General features: G+C 67.5%; 15 protein-coding genes. 11 read left to right on the top strand and 4 right to left on the bottom strand.

Annotation, left to right across the window (positions count from 1 at the left end; translation table 11 throughout):
* Positions 1–29 precede the first annotated feature (29 nt).
* Genes FHW84_RS01420 through FHW84_RS01405 form a run of 4 tightly spaced genes read left to right on the top strand, consistent with a single transcriptional unit; the run spans position 30 to position 5,134 of the window.
* Positions 30–1,337, top strand: a complete 1,308-nt coding sequence (locus FHW84_RS01420) for an ABC transporter permease (RefSeq protein ID WP_167252337.1) — start codon at positions 30–32, stop codon at positions 1,335–1,337.
* 9 nt (positions 1,338–1,346) lie between these two features.
* Positions 1,347–2,570, top strand: a complete 1,224-nt coding sequence (locus FHW84_RS01415) for an FtsX-like permease family protein (protein WP_167252336.1) — start codon at positions 1,347–1,349, stop codon at positions 2,568–2,570.
* A gap of 19 nt (positions 2,571–2,589) precedes the next feature.
* Positions 2,590–3,912: an ABC transporter permease gene (locus FHW84_RS01410; RefSeq protein WP_167252335.1), complete on the top strand. Its 1,323-nt coding sequence runs from the start codon at positions 2,590–2,592 to the stop codon at positions 3,910–3,912.
* A 7-nt stretch (positions 3,913–3,919) separates the two neighbouring features.
* The gene (locus tag FHW84_RS01405) at positions 3,920–5,134 is read left to right on the top strand and encodes an FtsX-like permease family protein (protein ID WP_167252334.1); all 1,215 of its coding nucleotides are present in this window, start codon (positions 3,920–3,922) and stop codon (positions 5,132–5,134) included.
* A gap of 48 nt (positions 5,135–5,182) precedes the next feature.
* On the opposite strand, the gene FHW84_RS01400 is transcribed toward FHW84_RS01405, so the two are convergent.
* A complete protein-coding gene (locus FHW84_RS01400) occupies positions 5,183–7,066 on the bottom strand; it encodes a DUF3857 domain-containing protein (protein WP_167252333.1) in 1,884 nt (627 codons plus the stop codon).
* A gap of 260 nt (positions 7,067–7,326) precedes the next feature.
* Here FHW84_RS01400 and FHW84_RS01395 point away from each other — a divergent pair, with 260 nt between their 5' ends.
* The 7 genes from FHW84_RS01395 to FHW84_RS01365 all read left to right on the top strand — a co-directional run bounded on the left by FHW84_RS01395 (position 7,327) and on the right by FHW84_RS01365 (position 15,384).
* On the top strand, positions 7,327–9,138 hold the full coding sequence (locus tag FHW84_RS01395) for a DUF885 domain-containing protein (protein ID WP_167252332.1): 1,812 nt from the start codon (positions 7,327–7,329) through the stop codon (positions 9,136–9,138).
* A 74-nt stretch (positions 9,139–9,212) separates the two neighbouring features.
* Positions 9,213–10,556 carry a sigma-54 dependent transcriptional regulator gene (locus FHW84_RS01390; RefSeq protein ID WP_167252331.1) on the top strand — a complete coding sequence of 448 codons (1,344 nt, stop codon included), beginning with the start codon at positions 9,213–9,215 and terminating at the stop codon, positions 10,554–10,556.
* Between the two features lie 259 nt (positions 10,557–10,815).
* Complete coding sequence (locus tag FHW84_RS01385; RefSeq protein WP_167252330.1) at positions 10,816–11,124, top strand: hypothetical protein; 309 nt, start codon at positions 10,816–10,818, stop codon at positions 11,122–11,124.
* A complete protein-coding gene (locus FHW84_RS01380; protein WP_167252329.1) occupies positions 11,125–12,507 on the top strand; it encodes an ATP-binding protein in 1,383 nt (460 codons plus the stop codon).
* Positions 12,508–12,599: 92 nt separating this feature from the next.
* Positions 12,600–13,550, top strand: a complete 951-nt coding sequence (locus FHW84_RS01375) for an SPFH domain-containing protein (protein ID WP_167252328.1) — start codon at positions 12,600–12,602, stop codon at positions 13,548–13,550.
* A 28-nt stretch (positions 13,551–13,578) separates the two neighbouring features.
* Positions 13,579–14,025 (top strand): NfeD family protein, encoded by a 447-nt coding sequence (locus FHW84_RS01370; RefSeq protein ID WP_167252327.1) that lies wholly within the window; start codon positions 13,579–13,581, stop codon positions 14,023–14,025.
* Between the two features lie 60 nt (positions 14,026–14,085).
* Entirely contained in the window at positions 14,086–15,384 is a 1,299-nt protein-coding gene (locus FHW84_RS01365; RefSeq protein WP_167252326.1) for a threonine/serine exporter family protein, read from the top strand.
* A gap of 158 nt (positions 15,385–15,542) precedes the next feature.
* On the opposite strand, the gene FHW84_RS01360 is transcribed toward FHW84_RS01365, so the two are convergent.
* The 3 genes from FHW84_RS01360 to FHW84_RS01350 form a co-directional block, all read right to left on the bottom strand.
* Positions 15,543–15,872 carry an H-NS histone family protein gene (locus FHW84_RS01360; RefSeq protein WP_167252325.1) on the bottom strand — a complete coding sequence of 110 codons (330 nt, stop codon included), beginning with the start codon at positions 15,870–15,872 and terminating at the stop codon, positions 15,543–15,545.
* Positions 15,873–16,183: 311 nt separating this feature from the next.
* Positions 16,184–17,881 carry a proline--tRNA ligase gene (locus tag FHW84_RS01355; protein WP_167252324.1) on the bottom strand — a complete coding sequence of 566 codons (1,698 nt, stop codon included), beginning with the start codon at positions 17,879–17,881 and terminating at the stop codon, positions 16,184–16,186.
* Between the two features lie 246 nt (positions 17,882–18,127).
* Positions 18,128–18,583: a DUF4124 domain-containing protein gene (locus FHW84_RS01350; RefSeq protein WP_167252323.1), complete on the bottom strand. Its 456-nt coding sequence runs from the start codon at positions 18,581–18,583 to the stop codon at positions 18,128–18,130.
* Positions 18,584–18,590 lie beyond the last annotated feature (7 nt).

The following is an 18,590-nucleotide window of genomic DNA, read 5'->3' as shown; positions in this document are numbered from 1 at the left end:
TGCCTTAAGGGAAGCAAAGGGGAGAGGGCATGTTCACGTATTACCTGGAGCTGGCGCTGCGCAGCCTCCGGCGCAACAAGGTGCTTACCGCGCTGATGGTGGTCGCCATCGCGCTGGGCATCGGCGCCTGCATGACTACGCTGACCGTGCTGCACGTGCTGTCGGGCGATCCGATCCCGTCCAAGAGCGCGCGGCTGTTCTATCCGCAGCTCGACCCGCAGGACATGGACGGCTACCGCGAAGGCGAGGAGCCGCCGGAGCAGCTCACCTGGGTGGACGGCATGAACCTGCTCAAGGCCAAGCGCGCCAGGCGCCAGGCCCTGATGACCGGCGGCGCCGTGCCGGTGCAGCCGGCGCAGGCCGACGTGGAGCCGTTCTTCAGCGACTCGCGCTACACCACCGCCGATTTCTTCGCCATGTTCGACGCGCCCTTCCTGTACGGCCAGGGCTGGAACGAAGCCGACGACGACAGCAAGGCGCGCGTGGCGGTGATCACGCGCAAGCTCAACGAGAAACTGTTCGGCGGCAAGGACAGCCGCGGCCAGGTGGTGCGCCTGAAGGACACGCCGTTCCGCGTGGTCGGCGTGCTCGACGACTGGCGCCCGAATCCGCACTTCTACGACCTCAACGTGGGCAACTACACCGAGTCGGAAGAAGTGTTCGTGCCACTGTCCACCTCGCGCGACCTCACCTTGCCGCGCAACGGCAGCACCGACTGCTGGGGCCGCGGCGGCGGCAACGACGGCGACCACATGGAAAACGCCACCTGCGTGTGGATGCAGTTCTGGGTGGAGCTGGCCAGCGCCGCCGACGCGCCGGCGTACAAGGCCTTCCTTGAGAACTACTCGCGCGAGCAGAAGACCCTGGGCCGCTTCCAGCGCCCGGTGAACGTGCGCCTGCGCAACGTCATGGAATGGCTGGACCAGGAAAAAGTGGTGCCCAGCGACGTGCGCCTGCAGAGCTGGCTGGCGATCGGCTTTCTCGTGGTGTGCCTGGTCAATACGGTGGGCCTGATGCTGGCCAAGTTCCTGCGCCGCGCCGGCGAGCTCGGCGTGCGCCGCGCGCTGGGCGCGTCCAAGCGCGAGATCTTCAAGCAGCTGCTGATCGAAGCCGGCGTGGTCGGCCTGGCCGGCGGCGTGTGCGGACTGGTGCTGGCCTTCCTCGGCCTGTGGCTGGTGCGCCAGCAGCCGGCGGACTACGCCTCGCTGGCCCGGCTGGACCTGGCCATGCTCGGGGCAACCTTTGCGCTTGCCGTCGGCTCCAGCGTCGCGGCGGGCCTGCTGCCCGCGCTGCGCGCCTGCCAGGTCGCGCCCGCCCTGCAACTGAAGAGCCAGTAAGGAGACGCCATGGCCATCCGACCCATTCTGTCGACCCTGCGCCGGCACAAGACCACGGCCCTGCTGGTGGTGCTGGAGATCGCGCTGACCTGCGCCATCGTGTGCAACGCAGTGTTCCTGGTCAGCCAGCGCATCGAGCGCATCCACATGCCCAGCGGCGTGGCCGAGCACGAGCTGATCCAGGTCGCCCTGGCCGAGATCGGCGCCAAGCCCGACGAACACGCGCGCACGCTCACCGACCTGGCCGCGCTGCGCGCGATTCCCGGCGTGACCGAGGTGGCTTCGGTCAACCAGATTCCGTTCGGCCGTTCGTCCAACAACAGCGGCATCAAGCTGGACCCCAAGCAGAACAAGCCCACGCTCAACGCCACCAATTATTTCGGCGAGAACATCGGCCAGACCCTCGGCGTGCAGCTGGTGGCCGGACGCCTGCTGCAGCCGGAGGACTACGTCAGCATCAAGGAGGCCTCCAAGGCCTTCAAGGAAGGCAAGCTCGAAGGCCTGCCGCGCCTGGTGGTGATCACCGAGCCGATGGCGCAGCGTCTGTTCCCGGGGCAACCGGCGCTGGGCAAGACGATCTGGCTGGGTTCGGAAGTGCCGCTGCAGATCGTCGGCGTGGTGAAGCACCTGGTGCGCCCGTCGATCTGGAACGACGCCGAGGCGCAGTACAGCATGATGGTGCCGATGCAGGTGGAAGATAACCAATACCTGATCCGCACCGCGCCGGGCGAGCGCGAACGCGTGCTGGCCGCGGCGATCGCGGCGATGAAGAAAAACAACCCGCACCGCATCTTCTGGCAGAAGCGCACCTGGGACGAAGTGCGCCAGCGCTTCTTCGACGGCGACCGCTCCATGACCGGCCTGCTGATCGGCGTGTGCGTGGCGTTGCTGGTGGTGACCGCGCTGGGCATCGTCGGCCTGGGCAGCTTCTGGGTGGCGCAGCGGCGCCGGCAGATCGGCGTGCGCCGCGCGCTGGGCGCCACGCGCGGGCACATCCTGCGCTACTTCCAGACCGAGAACTTCCTGCTCGCCACGATCGGCATTGCGCTGGGCATGGTGCTGGCCTACGGCATCAACCTGTTCCTGATGGTGCATTACGAATTGCCGCGGCTGCCGGCGGTGTATTTCCCCATCGGCGCGCTGGCGCTGTGGCTGATCGGGCAGGCCGCGGTGCTGGGGCCGGCGATGCGCGCCGCGGCGGTGCCGCCGGTGGTGGCGACGCGTTCGGTCTGACGCTTTCCAGGAGAGAAGGATGTTCGCTTACTACCTCGACCTTGCCCTGCGCAGCCTCAAGCGCAACAAGGTGCTGACCGCGCTGATGGTGCTGGCGATCGCCGTCGGCATCGGCGCCAGCATGACCACGCTGACGGTGATGCACCTGCTGTCCGGCGATCCGCTGCCGGGGCGCAGCGACAAGCTGTTCTACGCGCAGGTGGACGACAACCCGCTGCCGGAAAAACAGACCGAGCCGATGGACGTGATGACCTACCAGTCGGCCATGGACCTGTGGAGCGCCCACCAGGCCGACCGCCAGACCATCATCGTGGACAGCCCGGTGAAACTGCGCGCGCCCGACACCACCTTGCCGCCGCTGATGCCGTCGATGCTGTCGACCACCGCGGATTTCTTCGCCATGTTCGACGTGCCGTTCCGCTACGGCGGCCCCTGGCGCGCGGAGGACGACGCGGCGCGCTCGCGGGTGGCGATCATCTCCAGCGATCTCAACGACAAGCTGTTCGGCGGCGCCAACAGCGTCGGGCGCACCTTGCGCCTGCGCGAGACCGACGTGCGCATCGTCGGCGTGCTGGCGCCGTGGCGGCCGTCGCCGCGCTTCTACAACATCGCCGGCGGGCGTTTCTCCGGCGGCAAGACCGCGGACTACTACGGCAGGCCGCAGGACGTGTTCACCCCCTTCAGCAGCGCGCTGGAGATCAACGACGGCAACTTCTACCAGTACAGCTGCTGGCAGCTGCCGCCATCGCCGGGGCATCTGCAGAACGCGCCCTGCGTGTGGCTGGCCGTGTGGGTGCAGCTGGACAGCCCCGCCAAGGTCGCCTCGTTCCGCCGTTTCCTCGACGGCTACGCGGCCCAGCAGCAGGCGCTGGGGCGCATCGCCCGGCCGCAGAACACGCGGCTGCGCAACCTGGTCGAATGGCTGGATTACCAGGGCGTGGTGCCCAGCGACGTGCGCCTGCAGGCCTGGCTGGCGTTCGGCTTCCTGGCGATCTGCCTGTTCAACACCATCGGCCTGCTGCTGGCGAAGTTCCTGCGCCGCGGCGGCGAGATCGGCGTGCGCCGCGCGCTGGGCGCGAGCCGCGGCGCGATCTTCCAGCAGTGCCTGGTGGAGGCCGGGATGATCGGCCTGATCGGCGGCCTGGGCGGCCTCTTGCTCACCTTGCTGGGCCTGAGCCTGGTGCGGCGGCAGCCGGTGGCGTTCGCCGACATGGTGCATCTGGATGCGCGCATGTTCGCGCTGACCTTCGCGCTGGCGATCGCCACCAGCCTGCTGGCCGGCCTCCTGCCGGCGCTGCGGGCGAGCCGGGTGGCGCCCGGCCTCCAACTGAAGACGCTCTGAGGTGCGCATGGAGATCCAACCCATCCTGGCCGCGCTGCGCAAGCACCGCCTCGCCACCTTGCTGATCGCGCTGGAGATCGCGCTGGCCTGCGCGGTGCTGTGCAACGCCTGCTTCCTGATCGCCAACCGCATGGAGGCGATGCGGGTGAACAGCGGCGTGGAAGAGGCGTCATTGGCCACGCTGCAGATCAGCGGCTTCGACGAGAAGCAGGCCAGCGACGTCAACGCGCGCATGCTGGCCGGACTGCGCACGATTCCCGGCGTGCAGTCGGCCAGCGTGCTCAACTCGATTCCGTTCGGCGAGCACCGCGGCCGCGTCGGCATCACCACCGACCCGGAAGGCAAGCAGTTCGGCGGCGTGATCGAGCTGTACCTCGGCGGCCCCGGCAGCGCGGAGGCGATGGGCCTGAAGCTGGTGGCCGGCCGCGCCCTGCAGGCGGACGACTACCAGCCGTTCACCGGGGTGTTTCCCAGCTCCGCGCCGGTGCTGATGGCGCGCGAACTGGCCGAGCACCTGTGGCCGGGCGCCGATCCGCTGGGCAAGGTGATCTGGGTGGACAAGTGGTCGTACCGCGTGGTCGGCATCGTCGACCACCTGGCCACGCCCGCGCCGGACTGGGCCGGGCGCAGCGCGCCGGGCTGGTCGGCCTTCGTGCCGGCGCAGCCGGGGCCGAGCCTGGCCGGCAGCTATCTGATCAAGGCGCCGCCGGCGGACCTCGACCGCGTGCTGCGCGATGCGCGCGCGCTGGTCGCCAAGGTGGCGCCGGACACGGTGCTCGACCAGGAAGGCTCGCAGACCATCGGCGACCTGCGCGCCCAGTTCTTCCAGCAGGACCGCATCATGGCCTTCATGCTGGTCGGCGTGATCGTCGCCCTGCTGCTGGTTACCGCGCTGGGCATCGTCGGCCTGGCCAGTTTCTGGGTGCAGCAGCGGCGCAAGCAGATCGGCATCCGCCGTGCGATCGGCGCCACCCGCGGCGACATCCTGCGCTACTTCCAGACCGAGAACTTCCTGATCGTCAGCGGCGGCATCGGCTTGGGCATGGTCATGGCCTTCGGGCTCAACCTGGCGCTGATGAAGTTCTACGAACTGCCGCACCTGCCGCTGCATTACCTGCCGATCGGCGCCGCCGCGCTGTGGACACTGGGCCAGATCGCCGTGCTGGGCCCGGCCCTGCGCGCGGCGGCGGTGCCGCCGGTGGTGGCGACGCGGTCGGGCTGAGGAAAAAAAAAGGCGAAGAGCCTGCGCGAGGCAGGCTCTTCGGATTGACTATTTGCCGGCCCGCGATGCGGCGGGAGCGGTGGTGTAGGAATAGGTGAGGCCTTCGAAGCAAGCCTCGGCCTCCTTCAGGAATTTGCCGAATTCATCGCTCACCAGTTCGGCATGGCTGATCCAGGACACTTTTTCGACGGAGCGAGTCCGGTAGGCCGGCATGCCGTCGGCTTCCCGCCGGGCCTCGGCGTCATAGTCGAACCAGCGGGAACGCACGTGGCAGGTCTTCATGGGCCGGCTGAGTGCGATGCCGCTGATCTTGATCGACATCTGGCGGACCATGGGGACACCGATGTTGAAGTCGCCCATGCCACCCGTCCGGCGATAATTTTTCAGCTCTTCGAGGTCGAGGTTGAAGTAGTCGCCCAGGTTGCCCGCGTACTTTCCTTCATGCCGTGCGGATGCGGGTTGTCCCGGGGAATGGATCTTCACCGCGTAGGGCGCCTTCATCTGATCCATGGCGGGCCGTGTCACGCTGCAATCCTCATTGCCTGCGCAGAGAGCCCGATCGAGCGCATTCGCGCCCTGGTTGTGCTCGAGCAGCATCATCGTGAGGAGCTTCGCGCCGTCGAACAGGCCGCTGGCATCCGTGTCCGACGTTCCGTCGGGATGGAAGCGGTTCTGCTGAGTGGTGTCCTCCGCCACGGCGGCTTCGGCGAGGGGGATGGTATCCAGCCGTGGCGTGCCGTCTTTGCCGGCCACGATGGCCCAGCGATCCTGCAGATCCGCCGGCGTGTAGCCGGGCAGCAGCACCGGATGGGTGGCATCGATCCACCAGGTCTTGCCGTCGACGACCGCGCGCACGATGGCATGATCGGGAGCGCCTATGCCGGGTATCCGCAGGGCAGGCGCATAGTCGCCCCGCACCACGAAGGCGGGTTCCGCGGCCATGTCCAGGCCGCGCAGCATGGCTGCCAGCAGCATGGCGAGGTCCTTGCAGTCGCCGTAGCCGTTCTTTTCTATCTGCGCCAGGTCCAGCGGTATGAGGCCGCGGCTGTCGAGGCGGTAATCGGCCAGGTAGCGATAGTGCGTGCCGAGAAACCGGATCAGGGACTGGACCTGTTCCTGTTGCGGCTTGTGCCTGAGCCGCTCCACCTCCTTGGCCGCCTGAGGCGGCAACGGCGCGGACAGGATCTTGTTGTAGATGCCGACCAGCTTGCCGTAGTGGTCATCGAGCTTGTCGCTGAAGGCGAGCTCGATGCGCGGGAACCTGCGCATGATGAAGCCGTCTTCGTTCACGGTGTTGAAATAACGCGGCTTGGCCAGGTCGATGGTGACCTTCCTGCCGTCTTCCGAAGGCTTTACGTTGAAGGCTTCCAGTTCTTCGCCGCGCCAGATGATCGGCCTGTCCGCGCTGTACTGGAGATGGAAGCTCTCATAGCGCAGAGCCGCAGGCTGGAGGCTTATGGCTCGGTAGAAATCGGCCGCGCCCTTCGTTGCCTTGCTGATGTCCCTGGTGCTGTATTCGATGGCGTCGCCTACTTCCAGGCCCTGGAACAGCAGGATCGTGTTGGTGCTGTTGTCGATGCCCTGATCGGAGCCTGTGCCGGATTTCCTGACGATCTGGCTGTCCGGCAGGCGGACGCGCGTGCCATTGCGCTTGATCACATAGGCCTGGAGGCCGGACATCGTCTGGTTGTCCAACGAGGGCAGGCTGACCTGCGAGAGCGCGTCCCGGCCCGCAGCGGTCAGGATGTCGTAGTGCGACGTACTGCTGCAGTCTTCGCTGAGGTCAGCATGGACACGGCAGGATGCCGTGTACTTCAGCGCCAAGGGCGCATCTTTCGCCGGCTGCAGCGACGCAAAACAAGGCGAGGCCGCCAGCAGGGCTGCCGCACCGGCGGCCCGTGCAGCCATGGAGATCGGGATGGGTCTGGTCATCAGGGTGATGCCTCGATGGGATCGGCCCCAACAGACAGGCATAGACCGGGACTGTCCGGACCATGAGGCGGGAAGGGCACCTTTGCCGTCGCATCGGGCAGCCGGTACGGCACTGTGCGGAGCGTGCGGCCGTCCCCCGCCACTGACCGGAACTTGCGGTTATCCAGCGATAAGCGCGGCGTGTGCTGGCCGGCGAGAGCTGCCACGCCGGTCGCAACCGGCTACAGTGCGTGGATCGCTTTGCCGCCTGAGGGGTTTGCATGAAGCTGGTGTCCTGGATGATCTGCGCGAGCCTGCTGGGCTCGGTGACCGTGGCCGCGCCGGTGGCCGCCGCCACGCCCGCCAGCGTTACCGCCCGGGTGGATGCGCTCAACAAGCTGCTGGCCGAACAGTGGCAGCACTCGCTGCAGAACGCGCCGGAGTTCGCCACCATCCTGGGCGACCTGCGCTACAACGATCGCTGGAGCGATCTCTCGCTGGCGCACCAGGCGGCCGAGCGCAAGGTCAATGCGGATTTCCTCAAGCGCTTCGAGGCGATCGACACCACCGGCTTCTCCGACGAGGACAAGCTCAATCTGCAGCTGATGGTGCGCCAGCTGCGCGACGGGCTGCGGAGCTACGACCTGAAGCTCAACGAGATGCCGCTGGACCAGATGAACGGCATGCACCTGCAGCTGCCGGGCTTCGTCAGCTCCATTCCGTTCGACAACGCCAAACAGTACGAGGACTACCTCGCGCGCCTGCACGCCGTGCCGCGCGTGCTGGCGCAGGTGACCGAGGTGGCGCGCCAGGGTTTGCAGGACGGCATGATGCCGCCGCGCTATCTGCTGGAAAAAGTGGTCGGGCAGATCGACAGCATCGCCAAGCCGGCGGGTGAGGAAAACTCCTTCGCCGAGCCGCTGAAGCATTTCCCCAAGACGGTATCCGCCGCCGACCGGAAGCGCCTGCACGACGCCATCGTCGCCGCCATCGACAACGAAGTGCGCCCGGCCTACCGCAAGCTCGGCGAGTTCGTGGCCAAGGACTATGCGCCGCACGGGCGCACCGAGCCGGGCGTGTGGCAGCTGGCCAATGGCGAGGCGATCTACCGCTTCGACGTGGAGCAGATGACCACCACCAGGGAGACCCCGCAGCGCATCCACGAGATCGGCCTGGCCGAGGTGAAGCGCATCGAGGAGGAGATGACGGCGATCGCCAAGGGGCAGGGCTATAAGGACCTGGCCAGCTTCCGCGAGGCGCTGAAGCACGACGCCAAGCTGCATCCGACGTCGCGCGAGGACATCCTCAACCGCTACCGCGGCTTTATCGCGCAGATGCAGCCGGAACTGCCCAAGCTGTTCGGCCTGCTGCCGAAGACCAAGGTGCAGGTGATGCCGGTGGAGCAGTACCGCGAGAAGGAAGCCCCCGGCGCCGAATACCACCAGGGCACGCCGGACGGTTCGCGTCCCGGCCAGGTCTACGTGAACACCGGCGACTTCGCCGACCGCACCACGCTGACCATCGAATCGACCGCGTATCACGAGGCGATTCCCGGCCATCACATGCAGATCTCGATCGCGCAGGCGCTGCCCAAGCTGCCGCCGTTCCGCCAGCAGGCCGGCTACAACGCCTACGTGGAAGGCTGGGCGCTGTACGCCGAGCGGCTGGGCAAGGACATCGGCTTCTACCAGGACCCGCTCTCCGACTACGGCCGCCTGTCCGACGAACTGCTGCGCGCCGACCGCCTGGTGCTGGATACCGGCGTGCACTACAAGCACTGGACGCGCCAGCAGATGGTGGATTTCTTCCACGCCCATTCCAGCCAGGACGAGCCGGACATCCAGGCCGAGACCGACCGCTACATCACCTGGCCGGGCCAGGCGCTGGGCTACAAGATGGGTCAGCTGAAGATCCTGGAGCTGCGCGAGCGGGCCAGGAGGGAACTGGGCGAGCGCTTCGACATCCGCGCCTTCCACGACCAGATCCTGGGCGGCGGCGCGCTGCCGCTGGACGTGCTGGAGGCCCGCACCGACGCCTGGATCGCCGCGGTGAAGTCCGGCAAGGCGCCGGCCCACCCCACCGCGGCGCCTTGACGGCTGAATAGGCCAATGGTCATTACAACGTTTTGCCGGCAGGATGCATCTGTTCCGGCATGCCCAAGAGCCACATGCGTACCGTCCTGATCATCGACGACAACCCCGCCGTGGGAGAGGCGCTCTCGCTGGCGCTGTCCCTGCACGAAATCCGCCCGCTGACCGCGCTGACGCCGGAGCAGGGCCTGGAGCTGCTCGAGCGCGAACGCATCGACGTGGTCATCCAGGACATGAACTTCACGGCGGACACCACCTCCGGCGAGGAAGGCATCGCGCTGTTCCGCGCCCTGCGCCAGCGCCACACCGACCTGCCGGTGATCCTGCTCACCGCCTGGACCCACCTGGAAACCGCGGTGGAGCTGGTCAAGGCCGGCGCCGCGGATTACCTGGCCAAGCCCTGGGACGATGCCAAGCTGCTGGCCACGGTGGAGAACCTGCTGGAGCTGTCGGAATCCACCCGCGAGGTGAACCGCGCCCGCAACGAGCGCCGCCGCCGCCGCGAGGACCTGGAGCGCCGCTACGACCTCACCGGCCTGGTGTTCTCCTCCGAGGCGATGGCGCGCACGCTGGAACTGGCCTGCCAGGTGGCCCGCTCGGAAGTGCCGGTGCTGATCACCGGCCCCAATGGCGCGGGCAAGGAGCGCATCGCGGCGATCGTGCACGCCAACTCGGCGGTGAAGCGCGGTGCCTTTGTGGCGGTCAACTGCGGCGCCTTGCCGGGCGAGCTGATCGAGGCCGAGCTGTTCGGCGCCGAGGCCGGCGCCTATACCGGCGCCAACAAGGCGCGCGAAGGCCGTTTCGAGCTGGCCGACGGCGGCACCTTGTTCCTGGACGAGATCGGCAACCTGCCGCTGTCCGGCCAGGTGAAGCTGCTGCGCGTGCTGGAGACCGGGCAGTTCGAGCGCTTGGGCTCCGGCCGCACGCGCCAGGTGAAGGTGCGCGTGCTGAGCGCCACCAATGCGGACCTGAAGGCGATGATCCGCGCCGGCACCTTCCGCGAAGATCTCTACTACCGCCTCAACGTGATCGAGGTGAACCTGCCGGCGCTGGCCGATCGTGTCGACGACATCCTGCCGCTGGCCGAGCATTTCCTGGACGGCCGCGCGGAACTCACCGATGCCGCGCGCGAGGCGCTGCTCGGCTATCCGTGGCCGGGCAATGTGCGCGAGCTGAAGAATGCGATCGAGCGCGCCGCACTGCTCGCGGCCGACGGCCGCATCCAGCCCGAACTGCTCAACCTGCCGCAGGCCGCGCCGGCCGCCAACCGCAACCTGGACGAGCCCAGCCGCGAAGCGGTGGAGGCGGCGCTGGACAAGGCCGACGGCGTGGTGAGCCGGGCGGCGCAGGCGCTGGGGCTGTCGCGGCAGGCGCTGTATCGGCGGATGGAGCGGTATGGCCTGGCAACTCAGGGCACCTGAAGACGAAGCTCTTCTCCCCTCCGGGGAGAAGATGCCGGCAGGCAGATGAGGGGCGGGTGCTCGCGACAGCACTTCTACGAAGAGAACAGAAGCTTTTGGTTTTCGCGACCTTCTGCTCACTGCTCCGCCCGGCCCCTCACCCCAACCCTCTCCCCGGAGGGGAGAGGGGGCAGAAGCGCGGCCATGCCTAAAGATGGTTGCCCGCCGCACCCACCGCATATCAAGATGCCGCGATCCTGAACCTTCCTGGGGAACGAACATGCGTCGGTGGATGATGTTGGGTTTCATCGCGGCAACCTTCGCGGCGCACGCGCAATCCGCGCCACAGGCGAGCGACAGCTGGCAGCGGCCGGCTCCGTCGTCCAGCGTGGCCTATGGCAGCAGCCCGGCCGCCGGTACGCGCGATGGCCAGAGCGCCTTCCGTTTCAAGGACGACAAGCCCGGCGAGTCGCGCTTCAAGGTCGAAGGGTCGTCGCAGCGCAGCGGTCGTGGCGCGCCATCGGTCTGCGATTCCGCCAACGCCGCCTGCAAGCAGGAACGGTCGCTGGGTTCCGGCCAGGGCCGCTGAGTGCTGCGGCGCCTCGACACCCTGCAGACCCGCCTGGCGCTGCTGCTGGGCCTGGCCTATGTGTCGGGCGCGCTGTTGTATATCGGCATTACCCAATGGCCGCTGCCGCAGCTGCTGCAATGGATGAAGCACGATCTCGGCGTGACCGTGCAGCCGCCTTCGCACCTGGGCGTGTGGGGCGGGCTGGCGGTGAGCGCGGGCGTGGCGATTCCGCTGTCGATCTGGCTGGCGGGACGGGTAATGCATCCGCTCAACCGCCTGCTGCGCGCGCTGGAAGGCGCGGTGGCCAGCTATCGCGACGGCGACTTCAGTTTCTCCATCGCGGCGCGGCGCCATGACGAACTCGGCGACCTGATCCGCATGCACAACGCGCTGGGCCAGACCCTGCGCGAGCAGCGCCAGAACCTGGCCCAGCGCGAATTGCTGCTGGACACGGTGGTGCAGAACACGCCGGTGGCGCTGGTGCTGACCGACAGCATCGGCCGCGTCACCTACGCCAATATCGCCGCGCGCCATCTGTTCAACGAAGGGCGCACGCTGCACGGGCTGGATTTCCTCGAGCTGCTGGCCGATGCGCCCGATGCGCTGCGCCGCGCGGTGGAAGGCGGCGAGGACGCGCTGCTGACGGTGGAGATGGATGGCAGCGAAGAAACGTTCCATCTGTCGCAGCGCAGCTTCCGCCTGCAGGGGCGCCCGCACCGGCTGCAGCTGTTCCGCCGCATGACGCGCGAGCTGTCGCGGCAGGAAGTGGCGACGTGGAAGCGCGTGATCCGCGTGATCAGCCACGAGTTGAACAACTCGCTGGCGCCGATTTCCTCGCTGGCGCATTCCGGCGCCGAGCTGGCGCGCCGCGGCCAGACCGAACGCCTGCCCGGCGTGTTCGCCACCATCGGCGAACGCGCGCGGCACCTGCATGGCTTTATCGCCGGCTATGCCAATTTCGCCAAGCTGCCGGCGCCGCAGCCGGTGTCGATTCCGTGGCGGCCGTTCCTGGACAGCCTGGCCCTGCACTGCAAGTTCCGCGTCGAGGGCAGCCTGCCCGAGCAGGAAGGCTGGTTCGATGCGGCGCAGATCGAGCAGGTGCTGATCAACCTGGTGAAGAACGCGCACGAATCCGGCAGTGCCGAAGACGGCGTCAGCGTGTCGCTGACGGTGATCGGCCGCGACGTGCGCATCGAAGTGGCCGACCGCGGCCCCGGCATGAGCGAGACCGTGCTGGCGCAGGCGCTGCTGCCGTTCTATTCCACCAAGCGTTCCGGCACCGGCCTGGGGCTGGCCCTGGCGCGCGAAATCGTCGAGGCGCATGGCGGGCGCATCACGCTCGCCAATCGCGAGCAAGGCGGGCTGCGCGTTAGTTTGTTGTTGCCGTTGAAGCTGGCCTGAGGCCCGCGCGCGCAGTGACGTCATAACGTAACCGCCCCCTGCCTGGACCTCCCCTATACTCCGCGCCATCGTCACGGACAGGAGGTTGGGCCATGGGTTCGCTTTTAGCGCTGGTGGTCGTGGTGGTCGCGGTCATCATGATCGCCAAGCTGGTACGCATCGTGCCGCAGGGCTACGAATGGACGGTGGAGCAGTTCGGCAAGTACACGCATACGCTCACGCCGGGCCTGCATTTCCTGATTCCCATCATGTACAGCGTCGGCCGCAAGGTGAACATGATGGAGCAGGTGCTCGACGTGCCCTCGCAGGACGTCATCACCAAAGATAACGCGGTGGTGCGCGTGGACGGCGTGGTGTTCTACCAGGTGCTGGACGCGGCCAAGGCAGCCTATGAAGTGTCCAATCTGGAACAGGCTGCGCTGGCGCTGATCATGACCAATATCCGCACGGTGCTGGGCTCGATGGATCTGGACGAATCGCTGAGCCAGCGCGATGCGATCAACGCGCAGCTGCTGCGCGTGGTCGACGAGGCCACCCATCCGTGGGGCGTCAAGGTCAACCGCATCGAGATCAAGGACATCGCGCCGCCGCGCGACCTGGTCGATTCGATGGCGCGCCAGATGAAGGCCGAGCGCGAGAAGCGCGCGCAGATCCTGGAGGCCGAGGGCCTGCGCCAGTCGGCGATCCTCAAGGCCGAGGGCGAGAAGCAGTCGGCGATCCTTTCCGCGGAAGGCAAGAAGGAAGCCGCGTTCCGCGAAGCCGAGGCGCGCATCCGCCTGGCCGAGGCCGAGGCGCAGGCGACCACGCTGGTTTCCAGCGCGATCGCCAACGGCGACGTCAATGCGCTGAACTACTTCGTCGCCAACAAGTACGTGGAGGCGCTGAAGGAGATGGCGCATTCGCCGAACCAGAAGATGCTGCTGCTGCCGGTCGAAGCCACCGGCATCATCGGCTCGCTGGCCGGCATCGCGGAGCTGGCCAAGGAGTCGCTGGGCCAGCAGCAGGAGAAGAACACGGTGCGCCGCACGCCGCCGCCGGTCTGAAGCGCCGCATCGTCGAAGGGGGTTGGCCATGTTTCCGGATATCGCAACGCATTACCTGTGGTGGATCGTCGCCCTGGTGCTGATCGGCGCCGAGGTGCTGCTGCCGGGCTATTTCCTGCTGTGGATCGGCATCGGCGCGGCGGCCACCGGCCTGCTGGTGCTGGTGGCGCCGCTGCCGATGCTGGCGCAGGCGATCGCCTTCGTGGTGCTGGCCTTTCTGTCCTGCGCGATCTACTGGTACCAGGTGCGCCCGCGCATGCGGCGCACCGACCAGAGCGAGTCGCGGCTCAACCGCCGCGGCGAGCAGAACATCGGCCGGCAGTACGTGCTGGCCGAGGCCATCGTCAACGGCCGCGGCAAGGCACGCGTGGGCGACGGCCTGTGGCTGGTGAGCGGACCGGACCTGCCGGCCGGCGCCACCGTGGAAGTGGTGGCGGTGGAGGGCAATACGCTGCAGGTGAAGCCGGCCGCGTGAGGCCACCATTCGGACGGCCAAACGTATTCAAGCCGGCGCCTTCCGGGTGAGAATGCGGGCATGAGCTTCCCGCCTTCCTCGCCCGCCGGCTTCGCCGCGCCCACGCTGAACTTCGCCACCGCGGCGCTGAACACGCGCATCGCCTTCCTGGTGGAGCTGGCGCGGCGCCTGCACCAATACGGCACCTCGGCGCCGCGCCTGGAAATGGCCATCGCCGGTTCGGCGGCGCGGCTGGGGCTGGCGGCGGAAGTGTGGTCCAGCCCGACCGCCATCATCATTTCCTTCTCCGACCAGGCGCAGGGCGACGACGGCGTGGCCCAGGTGACCCAGGTGATGCGCCTGCCGCCGGGCGACGTGAATCTCGCGCGCCTGTGCCAGGCCGACCTGATCGCCGACCAGGTGATCGCCGGCCAGATCGAACTGCGCGAAGGCTTCCGCCTGCTGCGCGAACTGGGCCGGCCGGATACGCGCCGCGCGCAGGCCGGCGTGATCGCCAGCTATGGCCTCGCCGCCGCCAGCATCGTCGCGCTGCTGCTGCACAGCTCCTGGGCCGACCTGCTGACCACCGCGGTGATCGGCCTGATGATCGGCACCATCAGCGTGCTGTCGGCCACGCGCCCGCGCCTGGCGGTGGCGAGCGAGGCGATCTGCGCGCTGGTCGGCACGGTGTTCGCGATCCTGGTCAGCGCGCTGGTGGTGCCACTGGCGATCAAGTCGGTGATCCTGGCCGGCCTGATCATGCTGATGCCCGGCATGGCGCTGACCACCGCGGTGCGCGAGATCTCCAGCCAGCATCTGGTGGCCGGCATGGCCAGGATGGGCGGCGCGCTCGCCACCTTGCTCAAGCTGACCTTCGGCACCGTGGCCGGCGCGCAGCTGTGTGCGGCGGTCGGTATCTATCCGCGCGACTTCTCCTTGCCGCCGCTGCCCGCCTGGACCGAGCTGCCCGCGCTGCTGGTGGCCGCGATCGCCTTCGCCATGGCGTTCCGCGCGGCGCGGCGCGACTGGCTGGTGGTGATGGGTGCGGTGGTGGTGGGCTATGCGTCCACGCGCTGGGGCGGCCTGGTCGCGGGGCATCTGCCGGCGGCGCCGTTCGGCGTGTTTCTCGGTGGCTTTCTGCTGGGCGCGCTGTCCAATGTTTATGCGCGCTTTGCGCACCGGCCGGGCGCGGTGGTGCGCGAGCCGGGGATTATCCTGCTGGTGCCCGGCAGCGTAAGTTTCCGCAGCGTGTCGTATCTGCTGGAGCGCGATACGGTGCTGGGTTTCGATACCGGCGTATTGCTGGTGACCCTGCTGATTTCGCTGGTGGCCGGCTTGCTGTTCGGCGACCTGCTGGTGGCGCCGCGGCGTTCGCTGTAGCCGCCGCGATTAACCTGCCGGGTGCGCCGGGTTAATGCCGGATGCGGTGACGCGTTGCAGATGTTCCATGTTGCATAAACGATGCACTTCGAATGACGCGAATGGAAAAGAAAACGCCGGCGCAAGGCCGGCGTTTTCTTTTACGCGGAGCGCGGCGATCAGATCGCCAGATCCTTTTCCTTCTTGCCCGCCTTCAGCGCGTCGTTGAACCAGCGCGGACGCTTGCCGCGGCCGGACCAGGTCTGTTCCGGATCGGCCGGGTTACGGTACTTCGGCGGCACGATGCCGCCGCTCTTGCGCGGGCCCTTGGCCGCGCGGCCCTGGCCGAACACGTCGTCGAACGCGAAGCCTTCGGCCTTGATCAGGGCGTGGATCTTTTCACGCAGCTTGACGACCTTGTCCTTGCGCAGTTCAGTCTGGCGCGACTGCGCCTTGGCGATCAGGTCGTTGAGCTGGTTATGGTTGAGATTCTTGATATCGACAGCCATGACTACTCCCGGGTGATGAGCCATTAACGGCATTATGGTTGTTTTAGGTGCAATGGATCGAATCGGTATTGCGCGGGGGATTCTGGATGATCCGTTCGGGAATTGCAAAATACCGGAGTTATTCCCCGGTAATGCACTTGCGCCAGCTTTAGGGGGCATTATTCATCCGATTCCTAATTCGGAAGCGGATGATTAACCCGTAATTGGGCGGGACGGCCTGGCCTGGCTGTCGTTTTTCATGCCTTGCGCGTCACAGAATTGAGAACGGCCGCACAAGGCGGCCGTTCTGCGCACACTTCACCCGGAAAGAATCAGCCAAGCAGGGAGAACAATTCCTCGGTATTAATCGCCCGGGCTTCCGCCTCATGGCGCGCCCGGTATTCCAGCGTGCCGGCGGCGATGCCGCGCTCGCTGACCACCACGCGGTGCGGAATGCCGATCAGCTCCATGTCGGCGAACATCGCGCCGGGGCGCAGGCCGCGGTCGTCCAGCAGCACCTCGATGCCGCGCTGCCGCAGCTGCGCGTACAGCGCCTCCGCGGCCTGGGTGACCTCGGGCAGGCCCTTGGGATTGATCATGCACACGGCCACGCGCCACGGCGCCATGGCTTCCGGCCAGATGATGCCGGCCTCGTCGTGGCACTGCTCGATGGCGGCGGCCACGATGCGGCTGACGCCGATGCCGTAGCAGCCCATCAGCATCACCTGGGCCTTGCCGTTCTCGTCCAGCACGGTGGCCTTGAGCGCTTCGGCGTACTTGCCGCCGAGCTGGAATACATGGCCGACCTCGATGCCGCGGCCCATGCGCAGGCTGCCCTTGCCGTCCGGCGAGGGATCGCCGTCGACCACCTTGCGGATGTCTTCGACACGGGTGACGCGGGCATCGCGCTCCCAGTTCGCGCCGGTGTAGTGGGTGCCGTCCTGGTTGCCGCCGCAGACGAAGTCCGCCAGCACGGCGGCGCTGCGGTCGACGATCACGGGGATCTCCGCCGGCAGGCCGGCCGGGCCGATAAAGCCGGGGCGGGTGCCGGTAACGGCGAGAATCTCCGCCTCGGTGGCCAGCACCGATTCGCCCGGCATCTCGGCCAGCTTGCCGGCCTTCACTTCGTTGACCTCGTGGTCGCCGCGCACGCACAGCGCGACCAGGCCCTTGCTGCCCTGGACCAGGATGGTCTTGACGCACTGGCTGGGCTCGACCTTGAGGAAGGCGGCCACCTCGTCGATGGTCTTCTGCGCAGGCGTGTCCACGCGCTTGAGTTCGGCGGAAGGCGCCGGACGCGCGGCGGCGGGCGCCAGCGCCTCGGCCTTCTCGATATTCGCGGCGTAATCGGAACCATCCGAGAACACCAGGGCATCCTCGCCGGAATCGGCCAGCACCTGGAATTCGTGGCTGGCATTGCCGCCGATGGCGCCGGTGTCGGCCTGCACCGCGCGGAACTTCAGGCCCAGGCGGGTGAAGATGCGCGCGTAGGCGTCGTACATGGCCTGGTAGGTCTGGCCCAGGGATTCCTGCGTGAGGTGGAAGGAGTAGGCGTCCTTCATCACGAACTCGCGCGCGCGCATCACGCCGAAGCGCGGGCGGATCTCGTCGCGGAACTTGGTCTGGATCTGATAGAAGTTGACCGGCAGCTGCTTGTAGCTCTTCAGCTCGTTGCGCGCGAAGTCGGTGATCACCTCTTCGGCGGTGGGCGCGTAGCAGAACTCCTGCTCCTTGCGGTCCTTGATCTTCAGCAGCTGGCCGCCGAACTTCTGCCAGCGGCCGGTTTCTTCCCACAGCTCGCGCGGCTGGATGGTCGGCATCAGCAGCTCGATCGCGCCGGCGCGGTCCATTTCCTCGCGCACCACCTGCTCGACCTTGCGCATCACGCGCAGGCCCAGCGGCGCCCAGGTGTACAGGCCGGCGGCGAGCTTGCGGATCATGCCGGTGCGCAGCATCAGCTGATGGCTGGCGATCTCGGCGTCGGCGGGCACTTCCTTGACGGTGGCCAGGTGGTATTGGCTGAGGCGCATGCGGGGGGCGTTCCGGCGGGTAAAGAAGCCGAGTATAGCGATTCCCGATTGGCCTGATTTCCTCGATCTTCCCAAGGCGAACCCTTCTCCCTTCGGGAGAAGGTGGCGGCAGCCGGATGAGGGTGCGGGCGGAGCGGTGCACATCAATCTCGCGCTCCGCCCGCACCCTCACCCCAACCCCAACCCCAACCCCAACCCCTCTCCCAGGGGGAGAGGGGTTCAACGTCGCGGCGATCGATGCGCGGCTTACTCGTTCGGGCAGTACTGCTTGTACTGCGCCTCGGCGGTGGACTGCTGCTGCTTGCGCTGCGCGTCGTCCAGCACCTTGGCCTGGTTGCCTTCCTGCACCACCACCGGCTTCTTGTCGCGCAGGATGTCCAGGTTGCCCTTGAGCGTGCTGCAGAGCTTCTTGCGGTTTTCCGGGGTGTCGGCCACCGGCGCCTGGGCCGGCCCCTCGGCGGAGCCGGTGGTCTGTTCGCGGCCGCTGCCTTCCTTGGCCGGCTGGGCCGGCGCGGACGACGACGACTGCGGAATGCCGGACAGGGTGATCTTCTTGGACGTGCCGCCCTTCGGCGGCGGGGTGTCGGAGTAGTGCACGGAGCCGCTGGCGTCGGTCCATTTGTAGACCTGCTGGGCCGCGGCCGGCAGGGCGAAGGCCAGGGGGGCGAGCAGCAGGGCGGCGGCGATCAGCGGGCGACGCATGGTCTTC

This window comes from Dyella sp. SG562 (assembly GCF_011759495.1).
Classification (GTDB): domain Bacteria; phylum Pseudomonadota; class Gammaproteobacteria; order Xanthomonadales; family Rhodanobacteraceae; genus Dyella_D; species Dyella_D marensis.
Note: the sequence above shows the minus strand (reverse complement) of the source record. Positions and strands in the feature narration are given on the sequence as shown.